Source organism: Ruegeria profundi, assembly GCF_001507545.1.
Taxonomy (GTDB): domain Bacteria; phylum Pseudomonadota; class Alphaproteobacteria; order Rhodobacterales; family Rhodobacteraceae; genus Ruegeria; species Ruegeria profundi.
On record NZ_LQBP01000004.1, the window covers coordinates 206,480 to 221,089 of the forward strand.

14 protein-coding genes are annotated in these 14,610 nt (G+C 58.1%); 6 read left to right on the forward strand and 8 right to left on the reverse strand.

All coding sequences use genetic code 11. From position 1 onward, the window contains the following. Positions 1 to 117: 117 nt before the first annotated feature. The 5 genes from AVO44_RS09325 (at position 118) to AVO44_RS09345 (ending at position 5,904) form a co-directional block, all read left to right on the forward strand. Positions 118 to 1,482 carry an FAD-dependent oxidoreductase gene (locus AVO44_RS09325; protein ID WP_068335796.1) on the forward strand — a complete coding sequence of 455 codons (1,365 nt, stop codon included), beginning with the start codon at positions 118 to 120 and terminating at the stop codon, positions 1,480 to 1,482. Beyond that, complete coding sequence (locus AVO44_RS09330; RefSeq protein ID WP_068335799.1) at positions 1,482 to 2,456, forward strand: isopenicillin N synthase family dioxygenase; 975 nt, start codon at positions 1,482 to 1,484, stop codon at positions 2,454 to 2,456. Before AVO44_RS09325 ends, AVO44_RS09330 begins: the two co-directional genes overlap by 1 nt. 90 nt (positions 2,457 to 2,546) lie before the next feature. After that, positions 2,547 to 3,620: an AI-2E family transporter gene (locus tag AVO44_RS09335; protein ID WP_068335801.1), complete on the forward strand. Its 1,074-nt coding sequence runs from the start codon at positions 2,547 to 2,549 to the stop codon at positions 3,618 to 3,620. Continuing rightward, complete coding sequence (locus AVO44_RS09340) at positions 3,621 to 4,310, forward strand: P-loop NTPase family protein (protein WP_068335804.1); 690 nt, start codon at positions 3,621 to 3,623, stop codon at positions 4,308 to 4,310. It begins immediately after the preceding gene. A 49-nt stretch (positions 4,311 to 4,359) separates the two neighbouring features. Then, positions 4,360 to 5,904: a Ppx/GppA family phosphatase gene (locus AVO44_RS09345; protein WP_068335807.1), complete on the forward strand. Its 1,545-nt coding sequence runs from the start codon at positions 4,360 to 4,362 to the stop codon at positions 5,902 to 5,904. Between the two features lie 3 nt (positions 5,905 to 5,907). On the opposite strand, the gene AVO44_RS09350 is transcribed toward AVO44_RS09345, so the two are convergent. From AVO44_RS09350 to scpA, 6 genes are all read right to left on the reverse strand, one after another. Continuing rightward, positions 5,908 to 6,282 carry a hypothetical protein gene (locus AVO44_RS09350; protein ID WP_068335810.1) on the reverse strand — a complete coding sequence of 125 codons (375 nt, stop codon included), beginning with the start codon at positions 6,280 to 6,282 and terminating at the stop codon, positions 5,908 to 5,910. A gap of 38 nt (positions 6,283 to 6,320) precedes the next feature. Next, positions 6,321 to 7,298 (reverse strand): endonuclease/exonuclease/phosphatase family protein, encoded by a 978-nt coding sequence (locus tag AVO44_RS09355; protein WP_068335813.1) that lies wholly within the window; start codon positions 7,296 to 7,298, stop codon positions 6,321 to 6,323. 5 nt (positions 7,299 to 7,303) lie between these two features. Beyond that, on the reverse strand, positions 7,304 to 7,984 hold the full coding sequence (locus tag AVO44_RS09360) for a molecular chaperone DjiA (RefSeq protein ID WP_068335816.1): 681 nt from the start codon (positions 7,982 to 7,984) through the stop codon (positions 7,304 to 7,306). Between the two features lie 45 nt (positions 7,985 to 8,029). Continuing rightward, complete coding sequence (locus tag AVO44_RS09365) at positions 8,030 to 8,518, reverse strand: GNAT family N-acetyltransferase (RefSeq protein WP_068335819.1); 489 nt, start codon at positions 8,516 to 8,518, stop codon at positions 8,030 to 8,032. Then, complete coding sequence (locus AVO44_RS09370) at positions 8,515 to 9,117, reverse strand: VOC family protein (protein WP_068335822.1); 603 nt, start codon at positions 9,115 to 9,117, stop codon at positions 8,515 to 8,517. The genes AVO44_RS09365 and AVO44_RS09370 overlap by 4 nt, the downstream gene beginning before the upstream one ends. A gap of 102 nt (positions 9,118 to 9,219) precedes the next feature. Beyond that, a complete protein-coding gene (gene scpA, locus AVO44_RS09375; RefSeq protein WP_068336371.1) occupies positions 9,220 to 11,346 on the reverse strand; it encodes a methylmalonyl-CoA mutase in 2,127 nt (708 codons plus the stop codon). A 168-nt stretch (positions 11,347 to 11,514) separates the two neighbouring features. Between scpA and AVO44_RS09380 the strand changes: the two genes are divergently transcribed. Next, positions 11,515 to 11,961, forward strand: a complete 447-nt coding sequence (locus AVO44_RS09380; RefSeq protein ID WP_068335824.1) for a DUF4174 domain-containing protein — start codon at positions 11,515 to 11,517, stop codon at positions 11,959 to 11,961. Between the two features lie 67 nt (positions 11,962 to 12,028). Here AVO44_RS09380 and AVO44_RS09385 read toward each other — a convergent pair whose 3' ends face one another. Then, entirely contained in the window at positions 12,029 to 14,074 is a 2,046-nt protein-coding gene (locus tag AVO44_RS09385; RefSeq protein WP_068335826.1) for an acetyl-CoA carboxylase biotin carboxylase subunit, read from the reverse strand. A 114-nt stretch (positions 14,075 to 14,188) separates the two neighbouring features. Beyond that, positions 14,189 to 14,392: a hypothetical protein gene (locus AVO44_RS09390; protein WP_068335828.1), complete on the reverse strand. Its 204-nt coding sequence runs from the start codon at positions 14,390 to 14,392 to the stop codon at positions 14,189 to 14,191. Between the last annotated feature and the right edge of the window lie 218 nt (positions 14,393 to 14,610).

Sequence of the window (14,610 nt, forward strand, 5' to 3'; positions counted from 1 at the left end):
CCCGCCGGGGGCAATCGGCATTGGTGATTTTGCGACCCCAAGGTCAGATGGCTTTTTGAATTGACCCATCAGTCAGGTTCTTCAATTGTGACAAAAATGTAAATTTCCGAGGCACCTATGCAGACCATTCAAGAACCCGCCCGTCAAATCCCCGTTGTCCATCAGGCCGACGTCCTGGTCGTTGGGTCTGGACCCGCCGGGCTGGCCGCTGCGTTGGCCGCAGCGCGTGCTGGGGCCGAGGTGTCTCTGGTCGATCGGTTCGGCTGTATGGGCGGCAACATCACCGTTGTCGGGGTCGAAGGGTTTGCCTGGTATCGCCACGAACAGACGGTTGAGGCGGGCGGTATTGGCATGGAGTTCGAACACCGCGCCAAGGACATGGGTGCAGCGGTGCCGGAAAGCCAGTCACTCAGCTATGAGCTGGACAGCGAAGGGTTCAAACTGGTGGCAGACAAGCTGGTCGAAGAAGCTGGTGTGCATCCCATGCTGCACCGCCAATTCGTCGCGCCCATCATGGACGGTGACCGGATCACCGGTATCATCACCGAATCCAAGGCCGGACGAGAGGCGATCCTGGCCAAGGTGGTTATCGACGCGACCGGAGACACCGACGTGGCCCATCGCGCGGGTGCTCCGACCTACAAAACCGCACGCGAAGAGATGATGGCTGCTTCAGTCATGTTTCATCTGGCTGGTGTGGACAAACGCGCCTTTATAGAGGGCGTAAAGGCCGACCCGCAAACCTACAAGGATTGGGGCGGTGGCGGAGAGTGGAATATCGAAACCAGCGGAAAAGAGGACGACATGTTCTCACCCTTCGTTCACAAACCGTTTCAGCAAGCTATCGAACAGGGGCTGATCCCGCCGCATCTGAACACCATCGCAGGCACTTGGGGCGCGATGCACGACACGGGCGAGCTGACCTATATGAACCTCATCCACCTCGCAGAAATTGACGGAACCGACCCCGATAGTCTGACGCGCGGAGAGATCGAGGGCCGCCGGCAGGCCATGCTCGCCATCGACGCGCTGCGCCGCTTCATGCCGGGTTGTGAAAACGCCCGGCTGCGAAACTTTGGCATGACAATCGGTATCCGGGACACACGCAAGATCGACGCGGTCTACAATATGACCGAGGCCGACGCCCGCCATCAGGGCCGGTTCGAGGACACGATAGGCATTTACCCCGAATTCATAGATGGTTACGGCATCCTAATTCTGCCGACCACGGGGCGTTACATGCAAGTGCCCTATCGTTCGATGCTACCAAAAGGGATAAAGGGGCTGTTGGTCGCGGGCCGTTCGCACGGGGCTGACAAGGTGGCCCATGCCGCTACGCGGAATATGGCGTGCTGTGCGGTTATGGGTCAGGGCGCAGGTATTGCTGCCGCTTTGTCGCTGAAAAGCAATCAAGAACTTCACGCATTGAACCTTGCGCCAGTTCATACCGAGCTTGACCGCCAAGGTGTCAGGATTCACTGATGGGCCGCATTCCGACGATTGACATCACCCCGCTGCGCGACAAAGGACATCCGGGCTATGACCTGACCGTCAGGCAAGTGATGGATGCCTGCGCGGATATCGGGTTTCTGTCGATCTCTGGAACCGAGATATCCCCCGATACAGTCCAACGCATGCGCACCTGCGTGCAGGCCATCTTTGACATCGACGAAGATGCGAAATGGGAACAGGCGATTACCCGCGAAAATTATCGCGGTTTCATCCCGTTGGGATTCTTCACGCCGAATGATGGGTCTGGCACGGCGGACAAATACGAAGGGTACAAGCTGCACTACGAGGTGGCCAATGATGCACCGATCCGCAGTGAATGCGCCCTTTATGGCCCGAATGTCTGGCCGCCGCAGGTGCCTGAGGCGCAGTCCGTCATCCTCGGCTACTGGTCGCAACTGGACCTTGTAGCCGATACCCTGTTGGGCGCGCTAGAGACCGGTCTGGGGCTGCCCGCCCGCCAGTTGCGCGACGCTTTCCGCGATCCGATGACAAATATGACGCTGCTGCACTATCCCCCTCAGGCGCCTCATGAGGACGGCTACGGCATCCATCCCCACAAAGACACCGACGCCCTGACCATCATCGCCCCCGACCCAGTTGGCGGGCTGGAAGTGCAAACCCGTGACGGAGACTGGATCACCCCCGACTGTCCGCCGGGCGGCTTTGTCGTCAATATAGGCGACATGCTGGAACTGTGGTCAGGCGGTCGGCTCAAATCCACGCCGCATCGCGTGGTGAATCGTTCTGGCCGGGAACGCTATTCCTTCCCTTATTTTGCAGTACCCCGCCACGACGTAATCGTGGCACCGCTGCTCACGCCCCTGCCGTGGTTTGACCGTCCCCCGGTGCATTGCGGCCATTGGTCAGCTGAAACATGGCGCACAAACTGGCCTGATGAGACAGCGAAGGATACAACGCCTGAGCTTGGGACGCTGCGCGATTGACGACCCGTATTGCAACGGACATGAACAGCTTGCATCACAAGGCCGCATACGCCAAGAACGCCAGCAAGAGCCGATAACAAGGGGACAACCATGGCGTTGCCGGTGAAAGATCAACTCAGGTACTGGGGGGTTGCAACCGCAGTTTTTGCCCTGCTGCTCTGGGCGCTTGGCGACGTTCTGCTGCCCTTCGTGATCGGTGGTGCAATTGCATATTTCCTTGATCCAATTGCCGACCGGATCGAGGCTTTGGGTCTGTCACGTATGGCGGCGACCGGAATCATCACCATTGTTGGGGTTCTGGGCTTTTTGCTGATCGTTTTGATGGTCGTACCCGCGCTGATCACGCAGCTTGTTGATCTGGTCGACGTACTTCCAAGCCTGTTCCAAGAGCTACGCGGGTTTATCGAAAGGCAGTTTCCATCAATTCTGGACACCAACTCAAGCTCGCATCAAGCGCTCGTCTCTTTGGGCGAGACTTTGAAAGCAAAATCCGGGGACGTTCTGCAATCGGTCGTGGCCTCTCTTGGTTCGGCGATCAACGTGTTGTTCCTGTTGGTCATTGTCCCGGTTGTCACGGTCTACATGCTGCTGGACTGGGATCGCATGACGGCCCGCATCGGAGAGCTGCTGCCCCGTGACCACGCCCCCACGATCAAGCGCCTCGCGGGCGAGATTGATGACGTTCTGGCCTCGTTCGTGCGCGGCATGGGGACTGTATGCCTGATACTTGGCACCTATTATGCTGTGGCGCTGATGGTCGTTGGCCTGCAATTCGGCCTGATTGTCGGTTTTATAGCGGGTCTTGTGACGTTCATCCCGTATCTGGGCGCGTTGATCGGCGGTACGCTCGCGATCGGCCTCGCCCTGTTTCAGTTCTGGGGCGATTGGATTCAGATCGGGTTGGTCGCGGGCATCTTTGCACTTGGCCAAGTGACCGAGGGCAATTTCCTCACCCCCAAGCTGGTTGGCAGTTCGGTTGGCCTGCATCCGGTCTGGCTGCTGCTTGCCCTGTCGGTCTTCGGCGCATTGTTCGGTTTTGTCGGCATGCTGGTCGCCGTGCCTGTTGCGGCCGCCCTGGGGGTTGTGGCCCGGTTCCTGACCTCAGTCTATCTGGACAGCCGACTGTATACCGGCATTGAAGGGCAGCAACAGGAAGACGAGTAGATGGCCCAACAACTGAGTTTCGATCTGCCGGCGAAAACTGCGCTTGGCCGTGAGGATTTCTTTGTCTCCCCCGCCAACGCGCTGGCTGTTGCAATGATCTCGGCCACGTCATGGCCCGGTAACAAGCTGGTCCTCAGCGGTCCTGCCGGGGCAGGTAAAACACATCTGGCCCATGTCTGGGCCGCTGAAACCGGTGGGCGGATCATCCAGGCCCGAGACGTGCGCCATCAGGACGTTCCCGAACTGGCCCGCACACCTGTTGCCGTTGAAGACGTGCCGATGGTCGCTGACGATATCGAACAGCAGAAAACCCTGTTTCATCTGCACAATCTGGTACTGGCCGAAGGGCGCGCATTGTTGATGACGGGGCGTTTGGTGCCGAAACTGTGGCAATTGCCGCTACCCGATCTTCAAAGCCGGATCGAGGGCGCGCATCACGTGGCGCTTGATCCGCCCGACGATGCGCTTTTGGGCGCGGTGCTGGCCAAGCTTTTCATCGACCGCCAACTGAACCCCGGACCTGACGTGATTGCTTATCTTGTCAAACACATGGACCGGCGTTTCGAAACCGCGGCCGAGGTCGTGGCGCGGCTGGATCACCTTGCCCTGTCGGAAAAGAGAGAAATTACGCGCGCGCTTGCGGGGCGGGTCCTGAACGCGGATGTGACGGATGTCACATCCGACAATTGACCAAAACGCGGCGATTTCGCATTGTGGCACCGAAATACCTGGAAGAAACATGGATCAGATCGCAGCAACCGACATCCCGGACTGGGGACCTTTCGGAAAACCGTTGTTCGATAATCCTGAGGTCCGCGCCCTGTCGCGGGTCGGTGTGGTCGATGTGGGGTCAAACTCGGTCCGCATGGTGATCTTCGACGGAGCGGCACGATCTCCGGCCTATTTCTTCAATGAAAAAGTGATGTGCGAACTGGGGGCCGGGCTGTCGGAAACCGGTCATCTGAACCCTCGCGGGCGCGTCCGTGCGATGGCAGCTCTGCGTCGGTTCCGGCGGTTGGCGGATGATCTTGGACTGCCCGGTTTGCATGTTGTCGCAACCGCAGCCGTACGCGAAGCCAGCGACGGCGCCGAATTCTGTGAAGAGGTTAAATCGGAAATCGGGCTGAGCGTTCAGATTCTTGATGGTGCTGAAGAGGCGCGGCTGTCGGCGCAAGGCGTATTGCTTGGCTGGCCGGGTGCCTATGGTTTGGTTTGCGACATTGGCGGCTCGTCCATGGAATTGGCCGAGATCGGTGCCGGAGAGGTCGGTCACTGTCTGACATCCGCCCTGGGCCCGCTGAAGCTGCGTGACATCAAGGGCGGACGACGTGCGCGAAAGGCACATATAAAAGAAGCAATGGAAGACCTGCGGGATCAACTGGGGCCTCAAAGGGATCGTCTGTTCCTTGTGGGCGGCAGTTGGCGGGCATTTGCACGTCTGGACATGCTGCGGCGGGGCTATCCCCTGAACGTTCTGCATGAATACCGCATGACCACCAAACAGGTGCACGAAACAATTAAGTTCATCGAAAAAGGAGACCCGGCCGAGTTGCGCAGCTTGGCTGGTGTCTCGGGGTCTCGTATGGCCTTGATACCTTATGCAATGGATGTGCTCGCGCGGTTGATCCGCACGTTCAAACCCAAGGATATCGCGATTTCAAGCTATGGCATACGCGAGGGGTTGCTGTACGAGCAAATGCCGCAAAACCTGCGTGATCGCGATCCACTGATCGAGGCCAGCCGGTTCTCCGAGGCCAAGGACGCGCGCCTGCCCGGTTTCGGCAAGCACCTTTACGATTTCGTCATGCCCCTGTTCAAATCAGCGCCTGAAACGCGCGTGCGCCTGATCAAGGCGGCTTGTCTGCTGCATGATGTAAGCTGGCGCGCGCATCCCGACTATCGGGCCGAGGTCTGTTTCGATTATGTCACCCGCGCCAATCTGGGCGGGCTAAAGCACTCTGAGCGGATTTTTATCGGGCTGGCCCTGCAACACCGGTACCGCAACAAACGTGAGGGCAACCGCTTTGCCCCATTGTACAAACTGCTGGGCGAGCAGGACCAGAAACAAGCTGAGATTCTCGGCAAGGCCATGCGTTTCGGTGCCATGCTATGGATGCAAAGCGACGCGACGATGGGCACCCTGCGGTATTTCCCCAAAAAGCGCCAGCTTGAACTGAGGCTGCCCAAAGCAGGATCCCCTTTGTTCACCGAGGTGGCGGAGTCGCGGCTGAACTCATTGGCTTCGGCCCTGAAATCCGAAACCCGCGTGATCGTCAGGGGATAAGGGCTAAATCTCTGTCGCCCCGTCAGCTTCTTCCTGGCTTTCCTCGGGCACTTCGGGTTCGTCCGGAATGCGTTTCTTGCGAATGATGATATCGCCGTTTGGCAGCATCTCGGGCGCTTCGTAGGCGCTCCAATCCTCGATCTCATCCGCCAGTTCGGCAAGCGCTGGTCCCATCTCTTGAAAGAAGGACTGCATGGCCGGTCCGAACTTGCCAACGAGACCCTGTAAATCTTCCAGAGCAGGCTCCATTTCCTTACGCAACCCTTCAAAAAACAGCTCGGCCCCCTGCTCCATCAGGGACTTGCCGGTGTCCTCTTCGGCGTGGGAGGGCAGCGCCAGCGCAACCGAAAGCGCACAGATAGGAACAAGACGTCTCATAGGCACAAGTATAGGGGCTGCTGTCCGTTGATGAAAGGCTACAGCTCAATATCCAGTGAGACGGGAAAATGGTCAGATGCGGTCAGCAACGCCTGGTGCAAGTCGGTCATGGCGCGACATTTTTCATCTTTGAACGGGTGCCAAATGCGCCAGACCGGTCGCCGCGCACGCAGGTCTTCGCTGACCATGATGTAGTCCAGTAAAGCCTCAAGATGCTGCCCATTATCAAGGTCAAAACGGGCCGTTGATGGTATTGGATTCACCTGTCCGGCGTGAGGATCGAACAAGCCAGTCTGCAACAGAATTTCGACCGAGGATCGACCAAAAAGGTTTTCGAACTCATCCAACCCCGGCCCGTCATTCAGATCACCCAGCAGGATAACGTGTTCTCCGACAGCGATATGTTGTGAAATCCGGCGCGATAACCACACTGCCTGCGCAAGTTGTTTGCGGCGGTTTGCGATCGAGATTCGGATTGCCTCATCCCGCGTCTCGGCCCCGTGCGGCGCTTTGGATTTCAGATGCGCACCAATCAGGCGTAGGTGCACCCCGGATCGTGTCTTAACCGCCAGCTCCATCGGAGGTTTAGAGAATAAAACTCTGTCCTCGGTCGCGTCGATATCCAGGTCAATTCGAAACACATCGTCAAACCGGGGGGCCGTGTCGTCGCCTGCAATCGGATCATGCCTTACGGTCATCACATCGGGGTCGTACAGCAGGGCTAGCTCCTGATGGGTTTCGTTTGCAAATCCCATCGCCGCATGCGAGGTGCGCAGGTCAAATGCCTCGGCAAAGTTCAGCAAGGCTCGGATGGTATCCTGTGTTCTACCGGTGTTTGGGGCTTCGACGATCATAAATGCATCTGCGTCAACCGCTGTCAGAACCTTGGCGATGGCCTCAACTTGCTGTGCCTTGGTTATGTTGAGACGACCCGACCAGCTGTCATTGACGATCAGGTTGTCGTTTCGGTCAAACAAGTTGGCGAACCATTCGATATTATAGGTCGCGAACCGCATCCCTGTCAGGCCTGCGCGCCGTTGATTTCGTCCCACGCGCGATTTATGTCGATCATCTTCTTTTCGGCAAGTCGAATGGCTTCTTCAGGCACCCCGCGCGCCATCATCGCATCAGGATGGGTTTCACGCACCAACTGCCGCCAGACCTTGCGGATATCTGGCAGTGGCATGTCGCGCGGCACACCCAGAACTGTGTACGGATCACTCGGCGCGTCAGGAACAAATCGTGTGCGCAGAGCCAGGAACTGAGCCTCAGTCTGGCCGAAAATCCGGCTGACTTGCTCCAGAAACTCATTCTCGTTCGGATGATAGAACCCATCTGCCATGGCGATGTGAAAAAGCCCCTCCATCAGATCGCAAAGCGTGGTCGCATCATCTTCGAACATGCGGGCGATTTTTCGGGCGTAATCCTGATATCCGGCGACATCGGTTCGGGCCATATCAAAGACGCGGGCCGCGTTGGCTTCGTCCTTGCGCGCAATCTGGAAGACTTCCCGGAACGCGGTAACCTCATCCCGTGTCACCTGCCCGTCAGCCTTGGCCATTTTTGCACCCAACGCAATTACCGCAATCGCAAACGCGACCGAGCGTTCGGGCGGAGCGCGCAGTTTTTCAAATACTGCCGTCAGGCTTTCACCTTGGGAAAGCGCGCTCAGCGCGTCGGATATACGAGTCCAGATCGACATAAATGCACCCTATCGCTCTTGTTCACCACTGTCAGGTGCCACCGATCACCCTGAGGCGAGAATTTTCTGCATCAACAAAAGATCCAAACGTTTTCCCCACTTAAGGCCCACCTCGGGCATATGGCCAACTTGCCTGTACCCAAGCGCGGCGTGAAACGCGACCGCACCCGCATTGGCCGATGAAATTCCTGCGACCAGAACGTGTATGCCCTGTTGCCGCGCAGCATCCTCAAGCGCGGACAGCAAGGCGCGCCCGATCCCCTGCCCACGCGCCTCTGGCGCCAGTTGAATGCTATGCTCGCGGCATTCCGCATATCCCGGCCCGTTTCGAAATGCGCCATAGGTCGCAAACCCCAGAACCTGTGCGTTTTCTTCCGCCACCAGAAAGGCGGGACCGCGTGCTTGGATATCCTTGGCTACGGCATCAACCTCACGCTCGTCAGTGGTGAATGTCACCAGCGTTTCGCGAATGATCGTGTTGGTGATTTCCGCGATTGCAGTTGCATCCCCGATCTGGGCTTGACGGATGTTCATTCCAGGACACGCGGACCATGAGGCGTTTCAAATTCAGCACGCAACGCGGCTGGACCGGTGTCAAACACCACGGTTTCCAAATCTCCGATCAAGCGCGCCAGATCCAGAGCGTCGGGGTGGAAAACCACCAGTCGCTTTAGGCGGCAGCCGCTGTCTTCAAGCATTTTGGCCGGGTGAAGATCACCATGCCATCGGATCAGTGCCGGAAACAGGTTATCGAAAGGCAACCGCCCATTGGGGGGCACCGCCATTTGCCACCTTAGCGCGCCTCGGGCCAGCTCGACCGGCTTTCCTGCATCATCGGGCAAGATGGACAATGCCGCATCAATGTCCGAGACCCGACAAATCCAGTTTGTCAGCCGGGCTGAGCCAGAAAACCGGTCAAGGTCAAACCACCGAGTAGGCTGTGGCTGGGGCGCATTGGGGTCGATTGCAATCGCCTCAAGGTACAATCCATCGCGCAACCCCAGCAGACGGTTATGCGTGCCAAAAGTTTCATGTTTGCCGCCACCCTGAAGCGGCACCCCCAAGGCGTGTTCGACATAAGCGGCTGCCTGTTCCAGTGTCTCACCCGCAACGGCCAAATGATCCAGCAACACGTGCGACCTCCATCAAAAACGACCAGACCCGTATGGATCTGGTCGCATGTACCCACCACTTGCAGAGATCACAAGATTTTTCAGAGAAAAATCCGGCTGATCTTAAGCTTTGGCTTCTCTGATGAGCCGCAGTATATCTTGTGCTGCACTGGGGATGTTCGTACCTGGGCCAAAGATCGCCTTTACACCGTGATCATAGAGGAACTGGTAGTCCTGCTGCGGGATCACACCGCCGCAAATGACAATGATATCCTCGGCACCGGCTTTCTTCAGTTCCTCAACCAGTTGCGGCGCCAGCGTCTTGTGGCCAGCGGCCTGAGAGGAAATTCCGACAACATGCACGTCATTGTCCACAGCATCCTGCGCTGCCTCGGCAGGGGTCTGGAACAGCGGGCCAACGTCCACGTCGAACCCGATATCCGCAAAGGCTGTGGCGATCACTTTGGCACCGCGGTCGTGACCGTCCTGCCCCATTTTGACAACCAGCAAACGGGGGCGGCGACCTTCGGCCTCGGCGAAGTCTTCGATGGATTTCTGAATCGCAGCAAAGCCTTCATCGCCCTCATAGGCAGCGCCGTAAACGCCAGCCAGTGTTTTTACTTCGGCGCGGTGACGACCGAATTCTTTTTCCATTGCCATGCTGATCTCTCCTACGGATGCACGGGCGCGGGCGGCCTCAACGGCGGCGGCCAGCAGGTTTCCACCCTCGCGGGCGGTAGTGGTCAGATTGTCCAACGCCTGTTGGCACGCGGCGTCGTCGCGGGTGGCGCGGATGCGTTCCAGTCGCGCGACCTGGGCTTCACGCACGGCGACATTGTCGACATCCAGAATATCGATCGGGTCTTCCTGTTCCTTGCGGTATTTGTTGACGCCTACGATGACTTCTTCGCCCCGGTCGATCATGGCCTGACGGCGGGCGGCGCTTTCCTCGATCCGCAGCTTTGGCATGCCCGAGGCAACGGCCTTGGTCATCCCGCCCATCTCTTCGACCTCTTCCATCAGAGCCCAGGCTTTTTCGACCAGCTCATTCGTCAGGCTTTCGATATAATAAGAGCCGGCAAGCGGATCGACCACATCGGTCACACCGGTTTCCTCCTGCAGCACCAATTGCGTGTTTCGCGCGATGCGGGCGGAGAAATCGGTGGGCAGCGCGATCGCCTCATCCAGCGCATTGGTGTGGAGCGACTGGGTGCCGCCCAGAACCGCGCTCATCGCCTCATAGGCCGTGCGGATCACGTTGTTATAGGGGTCTTGTTCCTGCAACGACACACCAGACGTCTGGCAGTGCGTGCGCAGCATCTTTGACCGTTCAGACTTCGCACCAAAATCTGTCATCACCCGGTGCCACAGCGTGCGGGCGGCACGCAGTTTTGCGATCTCCATGAAAAAATTCATGCCAATGGCAAAGAAGAACGACAGACGGCCCGCGAACTTGTCAACGTCCATCCCGGCCTGTGTCGCGGCGCGAACATATTCACGCCCATCCGCCAGCGTATAAGCCAGTTCCTGCACGAGGTTCGCCCCAGCCTCTTGCATGTGATAGCCGGAAATTGAGATCGAGTTGAATTTCGGCATCTCGTTCGACGTGTATTCGATGATATCCGAGATGATCCGCATCGACGGCTCGGGCGGGTAGATGTAGGTGTTGCGCACCATGAACTCTTTCAGAATGTCGTTCTGAATGGTTCCGGACAGGACGGATTTGTCGTGGCCCTGCTCCTCTCCTGCAACGATGAAGTTTGCAAGAATCGGGATCACCGCGCCGTTCATCGTCATCGAGACCGAGACCTTGTCCAGCGGAATGCCGTCAAACAGGATTTTCATATCCTCGACACTGTCGATGGCCACACCGGCCTTGCCGACGTCACCAACCACGCGCGGATGATCGCTGTCGTATCCTCGGTGCGTCGCCAGGTCGAAAGCGACGGAAACGCCCTGTTGGCCCGCCGCCAGATTTCGGCGATAGAACGCGTTGGATTCCTCGGCGGTCGAGAAGCCTGCATACTGCCGGATTGTCCAAGGGCGCCCGGCATACATCGTGGCCTTTACCCCGCGTGTAAACGGACCAAACCCCGGCAAAGACCCCATATGCGGCAAATTGGCGGTATCTTCTTGCGTATAGAGCGGTTTGACATCGATGCCTTCCAAGGTTTCCTTGGTCAGATCTTCCAACGGACGCCCGCGCAGCTCTTTCTCGGCTAGGGCTTGCCAGTCTTTGGTATCGGTCATGGCGATTTCCTTTTCTTTATTCGGGTCGCGTCGGAAGGTCATCCGCGCGATGTGATATCCGACAGGGCCGGTTCAGGCCCGGTCAAACGCAAGTTTTTGAACGCCGGGTGCATTTCGTCGGTCGCATTCACAAACACAGGGGCTATATTCAACTCAACAGGAGGACTTATGACACGAACGCTTGCCCTTGTTTTCTTGGTACTATTCCCGCTGGCCGCAGTGGCTGCCGACGGGTCTGCACCGGCAGAGGATGACTTCGTCCGGCCCGTTGGCGACAGCGAACTCAGCGAGTTTCTGTGGGTCAGTCGACCCATCATCGTCTTCGCCGACACACCCGCCGACCCCCGGTTCCAGCAACAGATCGACATGCTGGTCGAAGGCGAGGCAGCCATGCGTGATCGCGATGTGGTCGTGCTGACAGATACAGACCCGGCCGCGCGCTCTCCGATCCGATCGGAACTGCGGCCGCGCGGGTTCCAGATGGTGTTCGTCGACAAGGACGGTGTGGTCAAACTGCGCAAACCCGCACCATGGAGCGTGCGCGAGATTGGCCGTTCAATCGACAAGACGCCTCTGCGCGAACGCGAGATCCGCGAACGACGCGAGGGCGGGTGAACGGCCTCACCACGCCCGGCGCGACGCGCCGGGACCATCCGGAGATATGGCGAACACAAGGTCATGGTCATTCGAATTCGATGATCACATCGTCCACGGCAAGGCTGTCGCCCGGGCCAGCGTTGATCTTGGCAACGACACCCTTCTTTTCGGCCCGCAGGATGTTCTCCATCTTCATCGCCTCGACCGTGCACAGCGCCTGACCTTCCTGCACCTCTTGCCCCACTTCGACATCGATCTTTACGATCAGGCCGGGCATCGGGCAGAGAAGCATCTTGGATGTATCAGGCGGAAGTTTCTCGGGCATCAGTCTGGCCAATTCTGCCTGACGCGGACGGCGCACATGCACCTTCAGGTCCGCGCCGCGGTTTCGCACACGGAACCCGCCCGATATTTTGCCGACCTTCATCACAAGCAGGCCACTATCCACGTCAACAACGGCCAGTTGATCGCCGGGGGTCCAGTCCGATGAGACACGTAGAGTCTCACCATCATCGAATTTGACCGTCGCACCCTGTTTGTCGGCTTTGACCTTCACATCAAATTCCAGCCCCTGCAACGCGACGTTCCACCGCTTGCCCACCTTGCGCTCGTGATTGTCCATACGGCCCGAGACACGTGTGCGGCGAATCTCGGCCACCCGATGCATCGCCGCGCAAGAGGCCGCGATCCTGCGCAGATCAGCTTCGGACAGTTCTACGCCGGCAAACCCGTCCGGGTATTCCTCAGCAATGAAGGCGGTGGTCATATCGCCGCTGATGAATTTCGGGTGGTCCATCACAGCAGACAGGAACGGCAGGTTATGACCAATGCCTTCCACCTCAAAGCTATCCAGCGCCACGCGCATCGCCTCAATCGCGGCCTCACGCGTCGGGGCCCAAGTACAAAGCTTGGCGATCATCGGGTCATAATACATGCTGATCTCGCCACCTTCGTAGACGCCCGTGTCGTTTCGAACCGCGGCCTCACCCGTGGGCGCATCCCCCTGCCATTTGCCGTTGGCTAGCATCGGACCAGCAGCGGTTTCCTGCGGGGGGCGATACCGGGTTAGACGACCAATCGAGGGTAGGAAATTGCGGTACGGGTCTTCGGCATACAGGCGGTTTTCAATGGCCCAGCCAGTCAGGGTTACATCGTCTTGCGTGATCGTCAGCTTTTCACCTGCCGCTACGCGGATCATCTGTTCAACCAGATCGACACCGGTGATCAGTTCGGTGACGGGGTGTTCGACCTGAAGGCGCGTATTCATTTCTAGGAAGTAGAAGTTCTTTTCACCGTCGACGATGAACTCAACCGTGCCTGCACTGGCATAGTTCACAGCCTTGGCCAGCGCGACGGCCTGTTCTCCCATTGCCTTGCGGGTTTCTGGGTCAAGGAATGGCGACGGCGCCTCTTCAACTACCTTCTGGTTGCGACGCTGGATCGAACATTCACGCTCGCCCAGATAGATCCCGTTGCCGTGGGTGTCGCATAAAACCTGAATCTCGATATGGCGAGGTTGAGTCACGAATTTCTCGATGAAAATCCGGTCGTCCCCGAACGAGTTCGCAGCTTCGTTCTTGGATGACTGGAAGCCTTCGCGCGCTTCTTCATCATTCCAGGCGATCCGCATACCCTTGCCGCCGCCGCCGGCGCTGGCCTTGATCATGACCGGATAGCCGATTTCGTTTGATATCTTAACCGCCTCATCGGCATCGTCGATCAGCCCCATATATCCGGGAACCGTAGATACACCTGCATCCTGAGCGATCTTCTTCGAGGTGATCTTGTCGCCCATCGCCTCAATCGCGCCTTTCGGAGGTCCGACAAACGCGACACCTTCAGCCTCAAGTGCCTCGGCAAATTTGGCATTTTCCGACAAGAAGCCATAGCCGGGGTGCACCGCCTGAGCGCCACTTTTCCGAATGGCGTCCATGACCTTGTCGATGACAATGTAGGACTGGTTCGCAGGCGGCGGCCCGATGTGCACCGCCTCATCCGCCATCGAAACATGCAGCGCGTTCTTGTCTGCATCTGAGTAAATGGCGACCGTGCCGATACCCATCTTGCGCGCGGTTTTTATAACGCGGCAGGCGATCTCACCCCGGTTGGCGATCAGGATCTTGTTGAACATGGAACGTCCTTTGTCTTGGTGTTTTGGAAACGCGAAACGCCGCCACAGGGTTTTAGCCCCATGACGGCGTTTTGCGCGATTACGGTCAGGACGACAGGCGCCCCGAAGATTGTATTAGTAACAGTTCCGTTGTGTTTTGCAGAATAGCACGTTGCCGGCGGCACCCACCGCGGCACCGACGAACGGATCGGCGTTGAGGACCGCCGCGCCCAGCGCGCCTGCGCCCCCGCCCAACAGCGCCTGTTCGCCGGTCGAGTCACCACAGGCCGCGAGGCTCGTACAGGTCGCAACGGCCAGGAAGAATTTTGAGAATCGCATACGCTCTGCCTCTTTTCAGTTATTGATTCACTGAAGCGCAGATGCAGCAACCGGGGGTTGATATTCAATAACAAGCGCGGTTTTTTCGGGTTTTGCGCAGGTTTATGCCGTAGGTCGCGCGCAAAGAAAAACGCGGGCAAGACGTTGTGGGTTTCACAAGCCTGCCCGCGCAAGGAAGGGGTACGGAATAGTAGGTGCTTGTGCGGCGCAGGCAAAGT